Raw genomic sequence first — 16306 nt, 5'->3', positions numbered from 1 at the left:
AGTGATATGTTGATAGCGAGGTGGAGGCACTACGCAAGCAGAACGAAACAAGAGGGAGACACCATGCTTACAGCACGGAAGACCAAGATACTGCGTGGGTCAGAACACAGGGTGCAAGTGGATGTAACAAGCCTCAAAAGAGGCTGGATCACAACCATGAAGATCAATGAGAATGGGCAAGATGTTCGCGGATCAATGAAGTATCAGAAACGAGGCGCGATTGAGGTGACAACAGTAAAAACAGGCAGCGGTGTAACCACAGAGATAAAAAGATTGATGAAAATATATCAACTGACCTGACGATATTGCTCGGTCACGGTAATGCGCTGTTTCATCCGGTTATTCATCACCTTGATTACCCCGAAACGCGGCAAGGTTTTACTGGTGGTCAATACCAGATCGGCTGTGAGGTTCAAACAGACGCTAGCCTGATCCCCTGCCTCAATGACCATAAATTCGCCGTTGCCATGAGGTGTATTCATCAGGACCAGATCACCGTTTTGCGGGATCACTTGCGGATGCTGTTCACTAAAAAACCAGCTTTGCGGCATCAAAGGTTTATAAAAACGACTGACCGCGATGGCATTAAGCACCAACTGAACCTGATGGGGAATACTCCACTCAAGTTCGGCTGCTTTATCCATCAACTGATAATAGAGGGCGGCATCATCAACACAAAAAGGCTGGGTTGCAAATGAGCTGGGCACCAATTGTCGCCCTTTATACTCGGTAGCAAATAACATGTTATCAGACAGGTCCAACATCAGACGGTCACTCTGGGCATCATAGTGCCATTGCCAGCTATCGGTCGGTTGGATAAACATGTTGGAGCCCTTACTTGATAATTACCAGTTGACTTTATTCCATATGCAGGAAATCAGCAACGTCAAATAAAGGGCTCCGCCATCTATTTCTTAAATATTGGTCACAATCTCTTTGACCAACCCCGGCCCTTTATAAATAAAGCCGCTATAAATTTGTACCAGACTGGCACCGGCGGCCAATTTTTCACGGGCGGCCATGGCACTATCAATACCACCCACACCGATAATTGGCAGAGCACCATTGAGCGCCTTGGCCAGATGACGGATCACCTCGGTACTCTTGTGCTGCAGCGGACGACCGCTCAAGCCACCCGCTTCACCGGCGTGGGGCATGTCATAAATCATCTCGCGCTCGAGGGTGGTATTGGTGGCGATAACCCCATCAATGCCATTACGCACCAGCGAAGCGGCCACCTGATCTATTTCTTCAAGGCTTAAATCCGGGGCAATTTTAACCGCCAGCGGCACATACTTTTTATATTGGGCGGCCAGCTCTTGCTGACGCACCTTGAGGGCGGCCAGCAATTCATCCAGCGCCTCGCCATATTGCAGCGAACGTAAACCCGGGGTGTTGGGGGAAGAGATATTGACGGCAATATAACCGGCATGATCATAAACCTTGTCCATGCAGATCAGGTAATCATCCTTGCCCTGTTCGATGGGAGTGTCTTTGTTCTTGCCGATATTAATGCCGATGATCCCCTGATATTTGGCCTCTTTTACCTTGGCCACCAGATGATCAACCCCCTTGTTGTTGAATCCCATCCGGTTGATGATCCCCTCTGCCGGAATAACCCGGAACAGGCGGGGCTTGTCATTGCCGCACTGAGGTCTGGGGGTGACGGTACCGACTTCGATAAAGCCAAATCCCATGGCGCCCAGCGCTTCAATGCACTCACCATCTTTATCCAGACCGGCCGCCAATCCCACCGGATTGGCAAAAGAAAGCCCCATGACAGTGACGGGGCGTTTCGGCAAATTCTGGCGGAAGAAACAATCGAGTGGCGTACCGAGAAGGCGGGGCAAATATTTCATGGAGAGATCGTGAGCCTGTTCGGGATTGAGTTTGAACAGGAAATGCCTGGCGATGGGGTACAACATCTTTGCTCCTTAAAGAAAGCCCCGGCAACTGGCCGAGGCTTTGGGTGTAATGTCGGTGTCATGCCTTAATCTGGCAATTAAAGTGCCCGACAATTCAACTGGAGCAGGTTCAACTCTCGCAAGGCCACCGAGAACTTGGCGAACTCGTGGGTACTGGTGGTCTTGAAGTCGGCCAACATGTGGGTCCAACGGGACAAGAGTTGCTCATGCTCCGAAATCCAGTCGGCCAGTATGGTAGCGCATTCTCCCTGATCTTTGCACCCTTCCAGTACCACAGAAGTGAGACTGCGTTGCTGCCAGTCCAGATCTTCGCGGAAGGAGGCTCGCGCCATCGCCTGCCAGTGGTTGCCGACCGGCTGATGGTTGATCTGGTCAAGGAACCAATGCAGATCCAGTTTGGCACCGAGGCGATAGTAAACGTTGGCGGCGCGCAGGATATCGGTCTTGTGCTCCGCGGCAATTTGCGCCAGATCCAGGCTGGAGAAGAGGCTGCTCATATGGGCGACCTGACGGGCAATGGCCTCCGGCACATGTTTCTCCATCCACTTGGCAACAGCCTGACGATGCTCGGCCACTTCGCTCTCATCCATCACCTCGTAGAGGTGCTTCCCTAAGGTCTCGAACGCCGGACGGAAGAAGGCGATGTTCTCGCTAATGCTCCAGCTGCGATTGCGGGCACGCAGGAACCAGCGGGTGGCACGGCGCACAATGCGGCGGCTGTAGAACATCAGCTCGAGCTGAGTCTGGGCATCCACCAAGTTGTCGCACCCTTCGATATCGCGCCACAACTGGTTCATGCCAAACACTTCGCGGGCCATGGCGAAGCAGCAGGCCACTTCCGCCACCGATGCACCGGTCTCGTCCTTCATCCGGCTGGCGAAGTTGAGCCCCATGTCGTTGACCAACATATTGGCCACCCGGGTAGCGATGATCTCGCCGCGTAGCGGGTGATCGGCCAGCTGGGCACCAAACTGCTGCTGTACTTTGGCCGGGAAGCTGGTGACCAGCATGTTGGCGAGGAAGGGCTCGTCGGTCACTTCCGGGCAGTTGAGCTGCTCTTTCAGCACCATCTTGCCGTAGGCCACCAGAACCGCCAACTCGGGGCGGGTCAGTCCCTGCCCTGCCGCCATCCGTTCGGAAAGCTCCTCATCAGATGGCAGGAACTCCAGCGCACGGTCGAGCTTGCCTTCCCGCTCCAGCCCCTGAATAAAGCGCTGTTGCTCTTTGAGTTGTTCAGAGCCGCGGAAGCTGGTGACCGAGATGGACTGGGACTGGCGATAGGCGTTGGTGATCACGATCTGCGCCACGTCGTCGGTCATCTCATACAGCATCTGGTTACGTTGCTTGAGGGTCAGATCCCCTGCCGTCACCAACTGGTTGAGCAGGATCTTGATATTCACCTCATTATCGGAGCAGTCCACCCCGCCGACGTTGTCGGTAAAATCGGTGTTGATGCGACCGCCCTGACTGGCGTACTCCACCCGACCGAGCTGGGTGAAGCCGAGGTTACCCCCCTCGCCCACGATGCGGGCCCGCAAATCGCGACCATTGACCCGCAATGCGTCATTGCTGCGATCGCCCACTTCCCCATCGCTCTCGCGAGCGCTCTTCACGTAGGTGCCGATGCCGCCGTTCCACAGCAGATCGACATTGAGGCAAAGCAGTGCCTTGATCAGCTCGTTCGGCGCCATGCTGGCCTTGTCGGTGCCGAGCAGGGTCTGCATTTCCGGGCTCAGCTTGATGGACTTGGCCGAGCGCAGGAAGATGCCGCCCCCTTGTGATATCAGCTCGCGGTTGTAGTCATCCCAGCTGGAACCCGGCAGATCGAACAGGCGCTGGCGTTCGACAAAGCTCTTGGCCGCATCCGGGGTCGGGTCAACGAAGATGTGCATGTGGTTGAACGCGCCCACCAGCCGGGTGTGCTCGGAGAGCAACATGCCGTTGCCGAACACGTCGCCCGCCATGTCGCCGATGCCGACGCAGGTAAAATCGGTGGTCTGGCAGTTGACGCCAATTTCACGAAAATGCCTCTTGACCGACTCCCAGGCACCACGGGCGGTGATGCCCATCTTCTTGTGGTCGTAACCGACCGAGCCGCCGGAGGCGAACGCATCGCCGAGCCAGTGACCGTATTCGAGGCTGATCTCGTTGGCGATATCCGAGAAAGTGGCAGTGCCCTTGTCGGCGGCGACCACCAGGTAGTAGTCATCCTCATCGTGGCGTACCACGGATTTGGGCGGGATCACCTCGCCGCCGATGATGTTGTCAGTCACATCGAGCAGACCGCGAATAAACAGGCGATAGCAGGCCTTGCCCTCCTCCTGAATGACGGCGCGGGTTGCCCCCACCGGCATCTGTTTGCAGTAGAAGCCGCCTTTTGCCCCCACCGGCACGATGACGGTGTTCTTCACCTGTTGGGCTTTGACCAAACCCAATACTTCGGTGCGGAAGTCCTCTTTGCGATCGGACCAGCGCAGGCCGCCACGGGCAACCTTGCCCCAGCGCAGATGCACCCCTTCCACCCGTGGCGAATAGACGAAGATCTCGAATTTCGGCAGCGGCAGCGGCATGTCGGTGATGCTGGAGGGAGCCAGTTTGAAGGAGATGTAGGGCTTGATGTTGCCCGCCTTGTCCAGCTGGTAGTAGTTGGTGCGCAGGGTGGCGTCGATCATCTCCACATAGCGGCGAATGATGCGATCGTCGTCCAGGTTGGCCACCTGATCCAGCTTGGCGGCAAGCTCTTCGTGCAGCTTGGCTTCTGCCTTGGCGTCCTGTTTGCCTGCGGGGTCGAGGCGATGTTCGAACAGAGCAAACAGCAGCTGGGCGATATCAGGGTAACGGGTCAGGGTCTCTTCGATATAGGACTGGCTGAAGGAGACGCCGGTCTGGCGCATGTATTTGGCATAGGCGCGCAGCACCGAGACCTGACGGCCGGTGAGACCCGCCCCCAATACCAGCCGGTTGAAGCCATCATCTTCCAGCTGCTTGTTCCAGATGGCGGCAAACGCCTGCTGGAAGCGCTGCTGACTCTGGGCCAGATCAAAGGGCTGCTCGCCATGCAGCAGCATGGAGAAGTCGAGGATCCAGAACAGATCACCGCCCGGAGTGCGTACCTGATACGGGGTCTCGCCGATCACCCGCAGCCCCATGTTCTCCAGCATCGGCAGCACATCGGAGAGGTGAATGGGCTCGGTGCGATGGAACAGCTTGAGCCGTACCCGACGGTCATTCTCCTCCTCCTGCGCGCGGTAGAACAGCATGCCCAGCGGCTCGGCTTCGCTCAGGTTATCGAGCGCCATGATATCGGCCACGGCCGAGCCAGGCAGCACATCTTCTTTGTAAGCGCGAGGGAATGCAGTGCTGAAACGGCGGCGCAACTCGTTACCACGGGCCTCGCCATAATGGGAAAGCAGCACGGAGTCGAGTCTGTCGTCCCAGCTGCGGGCCGCTTCAATCAGGTTGTTCTGTACTTCGTTCACATCCACATCCACGTTGTTGTTGTTGACCCGCACTATGTAGTGGGTCCGCGCCAGCACGCCTTCGGTGAAGTAGACGTTGAACTCCACCTCTTCATTGCTGCCAAAATATTTCTGCAAAATTTGCTGGGTCTTGATACGCAGCGCTGTGTTGTAGCGCTCCTTGGTGACATAGACCATGCAAGAGAAGAAACGACCATAGACATCCCGGCGCACGAATAGCCGCAGCATGTCACGCTCCTGCATCTCCAGCACCCCAAGACCGGTGGCCAACAGCTCCTCTTCACGAGCCTGGATCAGTTCGTCACGGGGATAAGTTTCCAGCACGTTCAGCAGCGCCTTGTAGGCGTGGGAGCCCTTCTCATGACCGGAGGCCGCCATGATGCGTTCGAGACGATGGCTGATGAGCGGGATCTGGGTCGCGCTGGTGTTGTAGATGGAAGAGGCGTAGAGGCCAATGAAGCGATCTTCCCCGATCACCTTGCCATGCTCGTCAAAGCGCTTGATGCCGATGTAATCCACATAAGCCGGACGGTGCACCCGAGACTTGCTGTTGGATTTGGTGAGGATCAGCAGGTCAGAACTCAGAGCGGCATGACGGGCGCTGGCAGGCATGTTGCCAAGGCGCTGGCCCACCTCCTTGATGGAGTTCTTCATCAGACCCAGGCTGGAGCTCGCCTGCGGCAGGATCTCGTGATCCCCCTCCACAGCCTTGACGTCGTAACGACGATACCCCATCAGGGTAAAGTTGTGGGCAGCTACCCATTTGAGGAAAGCAACGCAGGAGGCCACCTCCTCCTTGCTGACCGGGTGCTTGCGCTTGGGCAGTTCGTCGATGATCTCATTGAGCTTGGCCAGCATCGGCTGCCAGTCGCCGACTGCCAGCGCCACTTCACCGGCCACGGAGTTGAGCTCGGCAGCCAGCGCGGCCATCTGCTCCTCGCTGGTGAGGTGATCGATCTCGATAAGGAATGCCGTTTCAACCGAGGTCTGCCCGTCGGTGTTGTCGAGCTCCAGAATGGCATCAATCTTGCCAGCCGCACCACGAATGAGGTGCAGCGGTTGGTGCAGCATCATGTGGGCAGTGATATTGAGTCGCTTGAGCGCCATCCGTATGGAGTCGACCAGGAAGGGGGAGTCCTGCAGGATCACCTCGACGATGGTATGGGGCGATTGCCAGCCGTGACGGGTCAGCTCGGGATTGTAGACCCGGATGTAGGGATCGGTACCGCTGCGCTGATTGAGGGCATTCCACAGGCTCAGGGCCGCGCCGTAGAGATCGCTGTCATTGCGATCGTGCAGGTCGGAGCTCGCCATGTTGCCGTAGAACTTGGCAACGAAGCGCTCGACCAGAGAGGCGCTGTTTTTGGGCAACTTTTGATGGATCAGGCTGAGAACGTTTTCGAGCAGAACTGAGGTAGGGGCGTCTTTCAATGCCATTTCTATATTCCTTATCGGACGACATTAACCACCGACGCAGAGGCAACCACCCTGGTTACCCGCTGGTGCAGAGTTGTTGCGAAGTGTAATGGCTTGGCTAAGGGAAGGCGAGGAAAGGTGCTAACAAGATGTTAAAAACAAGGTGCAGATCACGGCTTAAACTGTGAGAAATTTTGTAAAAAACCCAAAATACAGAAATTCCCACTACCTTTATGCTAGTTTACCGGATAGATAGTGACATAAAGCAGATAAACAGTCGGTAATCTGTTCGATTTTTGTTAATTTATGCGTTCGAGACTGATAAAGCGGTAATCGTCCTGGGTTTTCAGCCGAAAGTAGCCATGCACACCATTGATGGCGACAAAGGGGCGTATTTTTTCTATGCCAAGTTCCAGGGTCAATCCCTGTTCGCTGCGCACTACCAGCCGTCTGGCATGGCCCTGATACATCAGCATCACCTCGTCACTGCTCAATGAGAGCCGAAAAGTAAACTGCTTCACGCTTGCTCCTGATCACACGACAAATCACACAATAGGGGCAGGCGCATTCACGCCCCTGCCCCGTCGACACTTACTGCTGTAGCGCCTTGCTGACCTTCTCGAACAGATCCCGTGCCAGCCCCTCAAGGTTGGCAAGACGGGTCAGCTCGGCGCGGATCAGGGCCTTTCGCACCTCATCCAGTCGCTTGAACTGGATAAGCGGAGTGATGAGGCGGGAGGCCACCTGCGGATTGACCTCGTTGAGCTCGATCAGCAGATCGGTCAGGAAGCGGTAACCACTGCCATCCACCGCATGGAACTGCACCTGATTGCTCATGGCGAAGCTGCCGATCAGCGCCCGCAGCCGGTTCGGATTGCGAATACTGAAAGTGGGGTGATTCATCGCCTGTTTCACTTCACTCAGCACATCGGCAGCCGGTTTGCTGCCAATCAGCCGCAGCCAGTTGTCCAGCACCAGTCCATCCTTGGCCCACTTGCCTTCAAAATCGGCCAGCAGCGCGGCACGGCATGGCAACAGATAGCCGTTGGCCACCTGCAACGCCGCCAGGGTGTCGGTCATGTTGTCGGCAGTTGCATACTGCTCGCGCACCAGCGCATCGGCATGCTCCGCATCCAGCGCCGCCAGATAACCGAGCACTACCCCTTTGAGGGCTCGCTTGGCCATATCGGCATGCACCACCTGATAACCATTCAGACGCAGGCTCTGATAGGTTGCCGCCAAGCGCGCACCAAAGGCCTCGGCAAGACGGGTGTGGATCGCGTCGCGTACCTGATGGATGGCATCGATATCGGCCACCTCGAATAGCTCGGCCAGGGTCGCCTCACCGGGCAGCGCCAGGATCTCCGCCTTGAGGGCCAAATCGAGATCGCTGTCGTCCAGAATGGCGACGAATGCTGCCAGCAGGGTTTGGGAGAGCTCAACCCCCTGCCCGTGCTGGACCCGCGCCACCCCGTCGATGACCGCTTTGTTGATCAGCATCTGGGCCGCATCCCAGCGGGCAAACTCGTTGCGGGCAAAGCGCATCAGAAAGGCTAGCGCTTCGTCGCTGTAGTCATAGTGCAGCTTGACCGGCGCAGAGAAGTCCCGAAGCAGAGAAGGAACCGGCTTGACCGGCACTTGATCGAATTCGAAGGTCTGCTCCGCTTCCAGCACATCGAGCACGTTGCCGATGGCCTTTCCCTGATACTGCAACGGGATGACGGCCCCCTTCTCGTCATAGAGCTCGATATCGAGGGGAATATGCAGCGGCAGCTTCTGCGGTTGATCCTGAGTCGGCGGGGTGTGCTGGCTCACATGAAGGCGATAGATACCGCTGGCGGCATCATACTCGTCGGTCACGGTCAGCTCGGGGGTGCCGGACTGACTGTACCAGCGACGGAAACGACCGAGATCCACACCGGAAGCATCCTCCATCGCCTGCACGAAATCATCGCAGGTGGCGGCCGAGCCGTCATGACGCTCGAAGTAGAGACGCATACCGGCCTGGAAGGCATCTTCCCCCAGCAGGGTGTGCATCATGCGGATCACTTCCGACCCTTTTTCATAAACGGTCAGGGTGTAGAAGTTGTTCATCTCGATCACCACATCCGGGCGGATCGGGTGTGCCATGGGGCCGGCGTCCTCGGCAAACTGCGGACCACGCACGGTACGCACATTGTTGATGCGGTTGACGCCGCGTGAACCCAGATCGGAGGAGAACTCCTGATCCCGGAACACGGTCAGCCCCTCTTTAAGGCTGAGCTGGAACCAGTCACGACAGGTAACGCGGTTGCCGGTCCAGTTGTGGAAATATTCGTGACCGATCACCCGTTCGATACCGTGGTAGTCGCCATCGGTAGCGGTGGCCGGATTGGCTAGCACGAACTTGGAGTTGAAGATATTGAGCCCCTTGTTCTCCATGGCGCCCATGTTGAAGAAGTCCACCGCAACGATCATGTAGATGTCGAGATCATACTCAAGGCCGAAACGCTGCTCGTCCCAACGCATGGAGTTGATGAGGCTCTCCATGGCAAAACCGGCGCGATCGAGGTTGCCCTTGTCGACGAAGATCTCGAGGGCCACCTTGCGGCCGCTCTTGGTGGTGTAGTGGCTGCGCTCCACATCGAAATCACCGGCCACCAGCGCAAACAGGTAGCTGGGTTTGGGGAAAGGATCCTGCCACTGCACGAAGTGACGGCCGCCATCCAGATCACCGCTATCGACCTTGTTGCCGTTGGAGAGCAGGAAGGGGAACTGGGCTTTGTCGGCGGTAATGCGGGTGCTGTAACGCGCCAGAATGTCGGGGCGGTCCAGATAATAGGTGATGCGGCGAAAGCCTTCCGCTTCACACTGGGTGCAGTAGGCATCGCCTGACTTGTAAAGCCCTTCCAGGGCGGTGTTGGCGGCCGGATCCAGCAGGGTGACAATGGTCAGCACACATTCGGCCGGCAGGTTGAACAGGGTCAGACTGCTCTCGCCTTGCTCGTAATGGTCACAGGGAATGCCATCGATGGCAACGCTCTTGAGGGTCAGCTGTTCACCATCGAGGACGAGCGGCGCATTGTGCTCGCCGTTGCGACGAATGCGGGTGATGGCGGTGACCTGGGTCAGCAGCTCCTGCAGTTGGAAATCGAGGTCGATGGTGTCGATCCAGTAGAGCGGCGCCTGATAATCCTGGCGATATTTGGCCGTCATGGCCTGGGAGTGATCGGTCATTATTGTCTGCTTCCACGCTTGTTAAAGGCGAGAAAGAGGCTGTCACAACCAACTGGCGGGGTCAAACAATTTGGCATTACGTCAGATACGCCAGACAAAAAGAAAGGGCGACCGCAGTCGCCCTTGTGCATTGGAGGTCGCCTTGTCAGCTGCGTTTGCTGACCTTGGCCAGATCCGCCGTGATATTGGCCGCTTCGATGAGATACTCATCGGGCGCTTCAAAATCAGCGGGCAGTTCATCCAGACTCTTCACCGCCGGCTTGCCAAGACGTGCCAGACGTTCGTTGGTACGTTTGAGCGCTTTCTCATCCTGTTTCGCCTGCTCTGCAACACGCTCCGCCTCGTTGAGGGAGACCGACTTCTTGTCTTTCTCCTCCTTGTAGTCGGCGATGTCCTGCATCACATAGGCAAACTCGGGATCCTTGGCGATCCGGGCATCGTGCGCCGCCTGCAACTTGGGCAATACGCTGGCGAAGTTGCCGAGTTTCTCGTAGTTGGCGGAGGCAATCTTGTCCCACGGCAACGCATTGAACTCACGGCTTTCGCCCGTCTCTTCCGGAGCAACCGGTGTCGGGAAGCTGATATCCGGCGCAACCCCCTTGTTCTGGGTGCTGCCACCGTCGATCCGGTAGAACTTGGCGATGGTGTACTGCACGTGACCCAGCGGCTGCTCGTAGAAGTCATAGACCTTGGCGAGACTGCGATGCTGCTGCACCGTCCCCTTGCCGAACGAGTTTTCACCCAGGATCAGGGCGCGGCCATAATCCTGCATGGCAGCAGCGAAGATCTCGGAGGCCGAGGCACTGTAGCGGTCGATCATCACCGACATCGGGCCGCCGTAGTAGACGTTGCCATCGTCATCGCCATTGACCGTGATACGGCCCATGTGATCACGAATTTGCACCACGGGACCGCTGGCAAAGAAGAGACCGCTCAGGGCGGAGGCTTCGGTCAGGGCGCCACCGCCGTTACCGCGCAGATCGATGATCAGACCATCGATCTTCTTCTTGTTCAGGCTGGAGAGCTCTTTGATCACGTCATCGTGCAGATTGACGTAGAAACTCGGGATCTCGATGACCCCAATCTTCTTGCCTTCGGCGTTAATCACCTTGGACTTGGCAGCACGGTCTTCAAGGCGCACCTTGTCGCGGGTCAGCTCGATCTGCTCGGTCTTGGCGGTTGCGCCCTTGCCGCGCTGGATCTCCAGCTTGACCTTGCTTCCCTTGGGTCCCTTGATGAGCTCGACCACGTCATCAAGACGCCAGCCGATCACATCGACAATCTTGCCATCTTCCTGCCCTACCCCGGTGATCTTGTCATCGGGTTTGAGGTGGTTGGATTTGGCAGCCGGGCCACCGGGCACCAGAGAACGGATGACGGTAAAGTCATCTTCCGCCTGCAACACGGCACCAATCCCCTCCAGCGAGAGGTTCATCTCGGTGTTGAAACGATCGGCACTGCGCGGTGAGAGGTAACTGGTGTGCGGTTCGATGGCGCGAGCGAAGGAGTTCATGAAGAGCTGGAAGACATCCTCGCTCTCGGTCTGGGACATCCGCTTGATGGCGTTGTTGTAACGCTTGCCAAGCAGCTCCTTGATCTCGGGCCACTCCTTGCCGCTGAGCTTGAGACTCAGGGCATCGAACTTGACCCGCTGACGCCACAGCTCGTTGAGCTCTGCTTCATCTTTGGGCCAAGCCGCCCCTTCCCGATCAAACACATAGTTGTCGGTCTGGGTAAAATCGAAAGGAGTATCAAGCAGTTTGAGGGCGTATTCGAACCGCTCATAACGCCGCTGCTGACTCAGGTTGAACATCTCGTAGGCGGGAGCCAAACGGCCTCTTTCGAGGTCGGTGTCAAAACCGTTACGGTACTTTTCAAAACGGCTGATATCAGAGGCCAAAAACAGGTTGCGGCTGTAGTCCAGATTCTCCAGATATTTATCGAAAATCACGGAGGAAAAGGCATCGTCCAGCTTGAACTGTTTATAGTGCGAGCGGGTAAACAGATTGGTAATTCGCTTGCTGGCCGTAGCATGTTGGCTCTCTTGAGCCAACACAGGCAAATCACTCTCCTTGAGCACCGGCTCGATGGCCTGTGCAAGCCCGGCAAGCGCCAGGCTACAGGCAACGAGGGAAAAACGAATTACGCCATGCTTCAACATTTGTCTCCTTAGAGAACCAAGTGCTCTGATTTGACCCGCACCATCATGCCGGTCTGCAGTTGGACCTGTACATCGTCCTTGGTTACTTCCTTGATGGTTGCCGGAACCGGGAATTTACCCATAACGACGCGCACATCCTGGCCCACTTTCAGCGTAGCGGCATCCACTTTAACCAGCGGAGCGTCAGCGACCGGTGCCTTGGCGGCAGCTTTCGGCTTGACAGCTACATCAGCTTTCTCGGTTTTGCGCACAGCAGGACGACGGGGCTTCTTGGCCTTCTCATCCTTCTCTTTGGTATTGGTACGACGGCTGGCGAATACGCGCTCTTTGCTCTCTTTCAGAGCTTGCTTGGCGTGCTCGATGTGCTCTTCGGTCAGCAGCTCGCCCGGGTTGCCATCCAGATCAACGCGAGCCTGGCCAGCTTTGAGACCGTGCAGGTAGCGCCAGCTGGAGGTGTATTGACGCAGTGCGGAACGCAGCATGGTCTTGGAGACTCTGGCATCGTCAGCAAGACGCTCGGCCAAATCCTGGAAGATGCCAATCTTGAGCGGCTTGGCCTCTCCTTCAGCAACGAAGCAGGCCGGGAATTTCTCGACCAGGTAGGCAACGATCTCTTTACTGTTCTTCAGCTTCTCAGTGTTTTCCATGTATAACCTTGGCTTTCATATAAACGCACGGGCACGTCCCGAGCACAACAAAGGCCCCATTATAGAGAGCTTGGGGCCTTTTGCGAACCATCTAGCAATGACTTAGAGCATGCTTTCCAAAATTTGCACCGTTTCTTCGAGGCCAATCCGGTCTTGCTGGTCGAAACGGTTAAAAATCGGACTGTCGATATCGAGCACCCCGATGATCTCGCCACCACGGCGAACCGGGATCACGATTTCCGAGTTGCTCGCGCCATCACAAGCGATGTGACCGTCGAACTGGTGGACATCGTCAATGAGCTGGGTTCTCCCCTCTGCCACTGCCGTACCACACACCCCGCGGCCGACCGGGATCCGCACGCAGGCAGGTTTACCCTGAAATGGCCCCAATACCAGGGTCTCGCCCTGCAACAGATAAAAACCGACCCAGTTGATCTCCGCCAGCTCTTGATTCAGCAGTGCGGAGAGGTTGGCCAGATTGGCAATCAGATCGGTTTCCCCCTCCAGCAGCGCCTTGGCCTGCTGGTTGAGGGTGCGATAAAACGGTTGTTTTTCAATCATGATTAAATGAACTTCACTCCCTGATGGTTTGGGGAAGGTAACGCCTGGCCGGGAAATTTCAAATATTTTTTCCACTCCCCACCTCTTGTGCCGTTATTCCCGGGCAACGGAAAGCGCCAATTGCTGGCGTTGACCATTACTCCACTCGATATTTAACAACCAGATCATGATGGGTGATGTACAGCTCCCCACCTGGGTCACCCCCTGCCACTGTCCGTCTATTTCTTCAAAGCTCACCGGAATGGTGCCCATAAACATATCTTTGCCTTCGAGTGTCGCTTTCACCGGCTTGATGGCCGGATCGCCGCCGGTAATAGCGATGGCAAAGTCATGTTCGGCGCGCAGCGGTAATTCCTTGATGGCGACCGTCAGTGGCTTGTCACCAATCAGCGCGCTGCAAGGGGTGTGGGAAAGATCACAAATTTGATCTTTTTTCTGGTCAGCAGAGACGCTGTTATCGGCCGAAAACCAGGTGCGATAGGCCATCAGCGCCAATAACAGCGCCAATACCAGTACGAGGTGCAAAACTTTACGTGCGGTAAGTCTCTCTTTCATCAAAAACAGCCCGATTAAGATGCAATTAAAATAGTTTTTTGTGATCTCGAACAAGGTAAAAAACTGCCATATCGAGACCGGACGGAGCCAAATATATCACTGTTTATACTGTTATTTTACCTGTCACTTCAGTATCATTCCCATGCAGTTTTCATTTAGCCATCTTTTGCTTTTCCTTTCGTTAACAGATGTTAACAACTGGTCGGCGGTGGCTGATGAAGCCAGTCCGGTCCTCCGGATACAAAACCAAACAACAGCAGCATCGGAAGCGGAATATAACGATGAGCCATACAACTAACCATCCTGAGTACAACTACACCGTTGTTCGCCAGTTTACCGTCATGACGATTGTCTGGGGAATTGTCGGCATGTCGGTTGGCGTACTGATCGCAGCCCAGTTGATCTGGCCTGCCCTCAACTTCGAGACCCCGTGGCTGACTTACAGTCGTCTGCGGCCCCTCCATACCAACGCAGTGATCTTCGCCTTCGGCGTCAGTGCACTGATGGCCACCTCGTTTTACGTGGTGCAGCGCACCTGTCAAACCAGACTGTTTGGTGGCCCGCTGGCAACCTTCGTCTTCTGGGGCTGGCAAGCAATCATCCTCTCTGCCGCCATCTCTCTGCCGCTGGGTTACACCTCCGCCAAAGAGTATGCCGAGCTGGAGTGGCCGATTGATATCGCCATCACTGTGGTATGGGTCGCCTATGCCATCGTCTTCTTCGGCACCCTGATGAAGCGCACTACCTCCCACATCTATGTGGCGAACTGGTTCTTCGGCGCCTTCATCATCACCGTTGCGGTGCTGCACATTGTCAACAACATGGAAGTGCCCCTCTCCGGCATGAAGTCCTACTCCATGTACTCCGGCGCCATGGACGCCATGGTGCAGTGGTGGTATGGCCACAACGCGGTAGGCTTCCTGCTGACCGCCGGCTTCCTGGGGATGATGTACTACTTCGTACCCAAGCAGGCCGGTCGTCCGGTTTACTCCTATCGCCTCTCCATCGTGCACTTCTGGGCGCTGATCTCCCTCTATATCTGGGCCGGTCCGCACCACCTGCACTACACCGCACTGCCTGACTGGGCTCAGTCGCTGGGCATGGTGATGTCCCTGATCCTGTTTGTCCCCTCCTGGGGCGGCATGATCAACGGTATCATGACCCTCTCCGGTGCCTGGCACAAACTGCGTTATGACCCCATCCTGCGCTTCCTGATCGTCTCTCTCTCTTTCTACGGCATGTCGACCTTCGAAGGCCCGATGATGGCGATCAAAACCGTCAACGCCCTCTCCCACTACACCGACTGGACCGTCGGTCACGTGCACTCCGGTGCGCTGGGTTGGGTTGCCATGGTCTCCATCGGTGCTGTCTATCACCTGATCCCGAACCTGTTCGGCCAGGGCCGGATGTACAGCGTCAAACTGATCAACGTTCACTTCTGGCTGGCGACCGTGGGCACCGTGCTCTACATCGTTGCCATGTGGATTTCCGGCGTGATGCAGGGCCTGATGTGGCGTGCAGTCAACGAAGACGGCACCCTGACCTACAGCTTCGTTGAAGCGTTGCAGGCATCCTATCCCTTCTATTTCGTGCGCTTCCTGGGTGGCTGCTTCTTCGTCACCGGCATGTTGCTGATGGCTTACAACGCCTATCGCACCATCACTGCGCCCAAAGGTTCTCTGGAACCTGTCGCCCAGCCAGCATGATTGAAGAGGTCAACCCATGAGCAACAATAACCGTCACGAAATATTTGAAAAAAGCGTACCCATGCTGGTGGTCGGCATCATCTTCGCCATCAGTCTGGGGGGCCTGGTTGAAATCACTCCGCTGTTCTTCCAAAAGCAAACCACCGAGCCGGTGGAGGGCCTCAAGCCCTACACCGCTCTGCAGATGGAAGGACGCGACATCTTCATTCGCGAAGGCTGCACCAACTGCCACAGCCAGATGATCCGTCCGTTCCGTGCCGAAACCGAGCGTTACGGTCACTACTCGGTCGCCGGTGAGAGCGTCTGGGAGCACCCCTTCCTGTGGGGCTCCAAGCGTACTGGTCCGGACTTGGCCCGTGTCGGTGGCCGCTACTCCGACGAGTGGCACAAGGTTCACCTGATCAACCCGCGCGATGTGGTACCGGAATCCAACATGCCCGCCTACCCCTGGCTTGATACCAATGTGCTGACCGGTGAGATGACGGCCAAGAAGCTGGCGCTGTTCCGCGATCACTTCGGTGTGCCCTATACCGACGCCGATATTCAGGGTGCAGGCGAAGCCGTCAAGGGCAAAACCGAGCTGGATGCGCTGGTGGCCTATCTGCAATCACTGGGTCATGCCCTGAAATAAGGAGGCGAA

General features: G+C 56.5%; 12 protein-coding genes. 3 read left to right on the top strand and 9 right to left on the bottom strand.

All coding sequences use genetic code 11. The features are described from left to right. Positions 1–156: 156 nt before the first annotated feature. Positions 157–300 (top strand): hypothetical protein, encoded by a 144-nt coding sequence (locus AB5Y92_RS08375; protein ID WP_234898464.1) that lies wholly within the window; start codon positions 157–159, stop codon positions 298–300. On the opposite strand, the gene AB5Y92_RS08370 is transcribed toward AB5Y92_RS08375, so the two are convergent. The 9 genes from AB5Y92_RS08370 to AB5Y92_RS08330 all read right to left on the bottom strand — a co-directional run bounded on the left by AB5Y92_RS08370 (position 288) and on the right by AB5Y92_RS08330 (position 13960). Next, positions 288–824, bottom strand: coding sequence for a cell division protein ZapC (locus AB5Y92_RS08370; RefSeq protein ID WP_139462507.1), 537 nt, complete (start codon positions 822–824; stop codon positions 288–290). The two genes, AB5Y92_RS08375 and AB5Y92_RS08370, sit on opposite strands and share 13 nt — an antisense overlap. Before the next feature lie 90 nt (positions 825–914). Next, positions 915–1925 carry a quinone-dependent dihydroorotate dehydrogenase gene (gene pyrD, locus AB5Y92_RS08365; RefSeq protein ID WP_368226445.1) on the bottom strand — a complete coding sequence of 337 codons (1011 nt, stop codon included), beginning with the start codon at positions 1923–1925 and terminating at the stop codon, positions 915–917. A gap of 77 nt (positions 1926–2002) precedes the next feature. After that, positions 2003–6841: an NAD-glutamate dehydrogenase gene (locus tag AB5Y92_RS08360; RefSeq protein ID WP_368226443.1), complete on the bottom strand. Its 4839-nt coding sequence runs from the start codon at positions 6839–6841 to the stop codon at positions 2003–2005. A 278-nt stretch (positions 6842–7119) separates the two neighbouring features. Beyond that, positions 7120–7341, bottom strand: a complete 222-nt coding sequence (locus AB5Y92_RS08355; protein ID WP_033136823.1) for a DUF2835 domain-containing protein — start codon at positions 7339–7341, stop codon at positions 7120–7122. A gap of 70 nt (positions 7342–7411) precedes the next feature. Next, on the bottom strand, positions 7412–10036 hold the full coding sequence (gene pepN, locus AB5Y92_RS08350; RefSeq protein ID WP_368226441.1) for an aminopeptidase N: 2625 nt from the start codon (positions 10034–10036) through the stop codon (positions 7412–7414). A gap of 145 nt (positions 10037–10181) precedes the next feature. Then, complete coding sequence (gene prc / locus AB5Y92_RS08345; protein ID WP_005351922.1) at positions 10182–12197, bottom strand: carboxy terminal-processing peptidase; 2016 nt, start codon at positions 12195–12197, stop codon at positions 10182–10184. 8 nt (positions 12198–12205) lie between these two features. Beyond that, positions 12206–12844: an RNA chaperone ProQ gene (gene proQ / locus AB5Y92_RS08340; protein ID WP_139494675.1), complete on the bottom strand. Its 639-nt coding sequence runs from the start codon at positions 12842–12844 to the stop codon at positions 12206–12208. 102 nt (positions 12845–12946) lie between these two features. Next, the gene (locus AB5Y92_RS08335) at positions 12947–13405 is read right to left on the bottom strand and encodes a GAF domain-containing protein (RefSeq protein ID WP_005360536.1); all 459 of its coding nucleotides are present in this window, start codon (positions 13403–13405) and stop codon (positions 12947–12949) included. A gap of 93 nt (positions 13406–13498) precedes the next feature. After that, the gene (locus AB5Y92_RS08330) at positions 13499–13960 is read right to left on the bottom strand and encodes a hypothetical protein (protein ID WP_164536843.1); all 462 of its coding nucleotides are present in this window, start codon (positions 13958–13960) and stop codon (positions 13499–13501) included. 281 nt (positions 13961–14241) lie between these two features. Here AB5Y92_RS08330 and ccoN point away from each other — a divergent pair, with 281 nt between their 5' ends. Together ccoN and ccoO are read left to right on the top strand one after the other, a co-directional pair. Further along, positions 14242–15666, top strand: a complete 1425-nt coding sequence (ccoN, locus tag AB5Y92_RS08325) for a cytochrome-c oxidase, cbb3-type subunit I (RefSeq protein ID WP_005336616.1) — start codon at positions 14242–14244, stop codon at positions 15664–15666. Between the two features lie 16 nt (positions 15667–15682). After that, entirely contained in the window at positions 15683–16297 is a 615-nt protein-coding gene (gene ccoO, locus AB5Y92_RS08320) for a cytochrome-c oxidase, cbb3-type subunit II (RefSeq protein ID WP_005336618.1), read from the top strand. Positions 16298–16306: the final 9 nt, after the last annotated feature.

The organism is Aeromonas sp. R1-1 (assembly GCF_040908495.1).
GTDB lineage: Bacteria > Pseudomonadota > Gammaproteobacteria > Enterobacterales > Aeromonadaceae > Aeromonas > Aeromonas veronii.
This window is presented reverse-complemented; position numbering and strand designations above follow the sequence as displayed.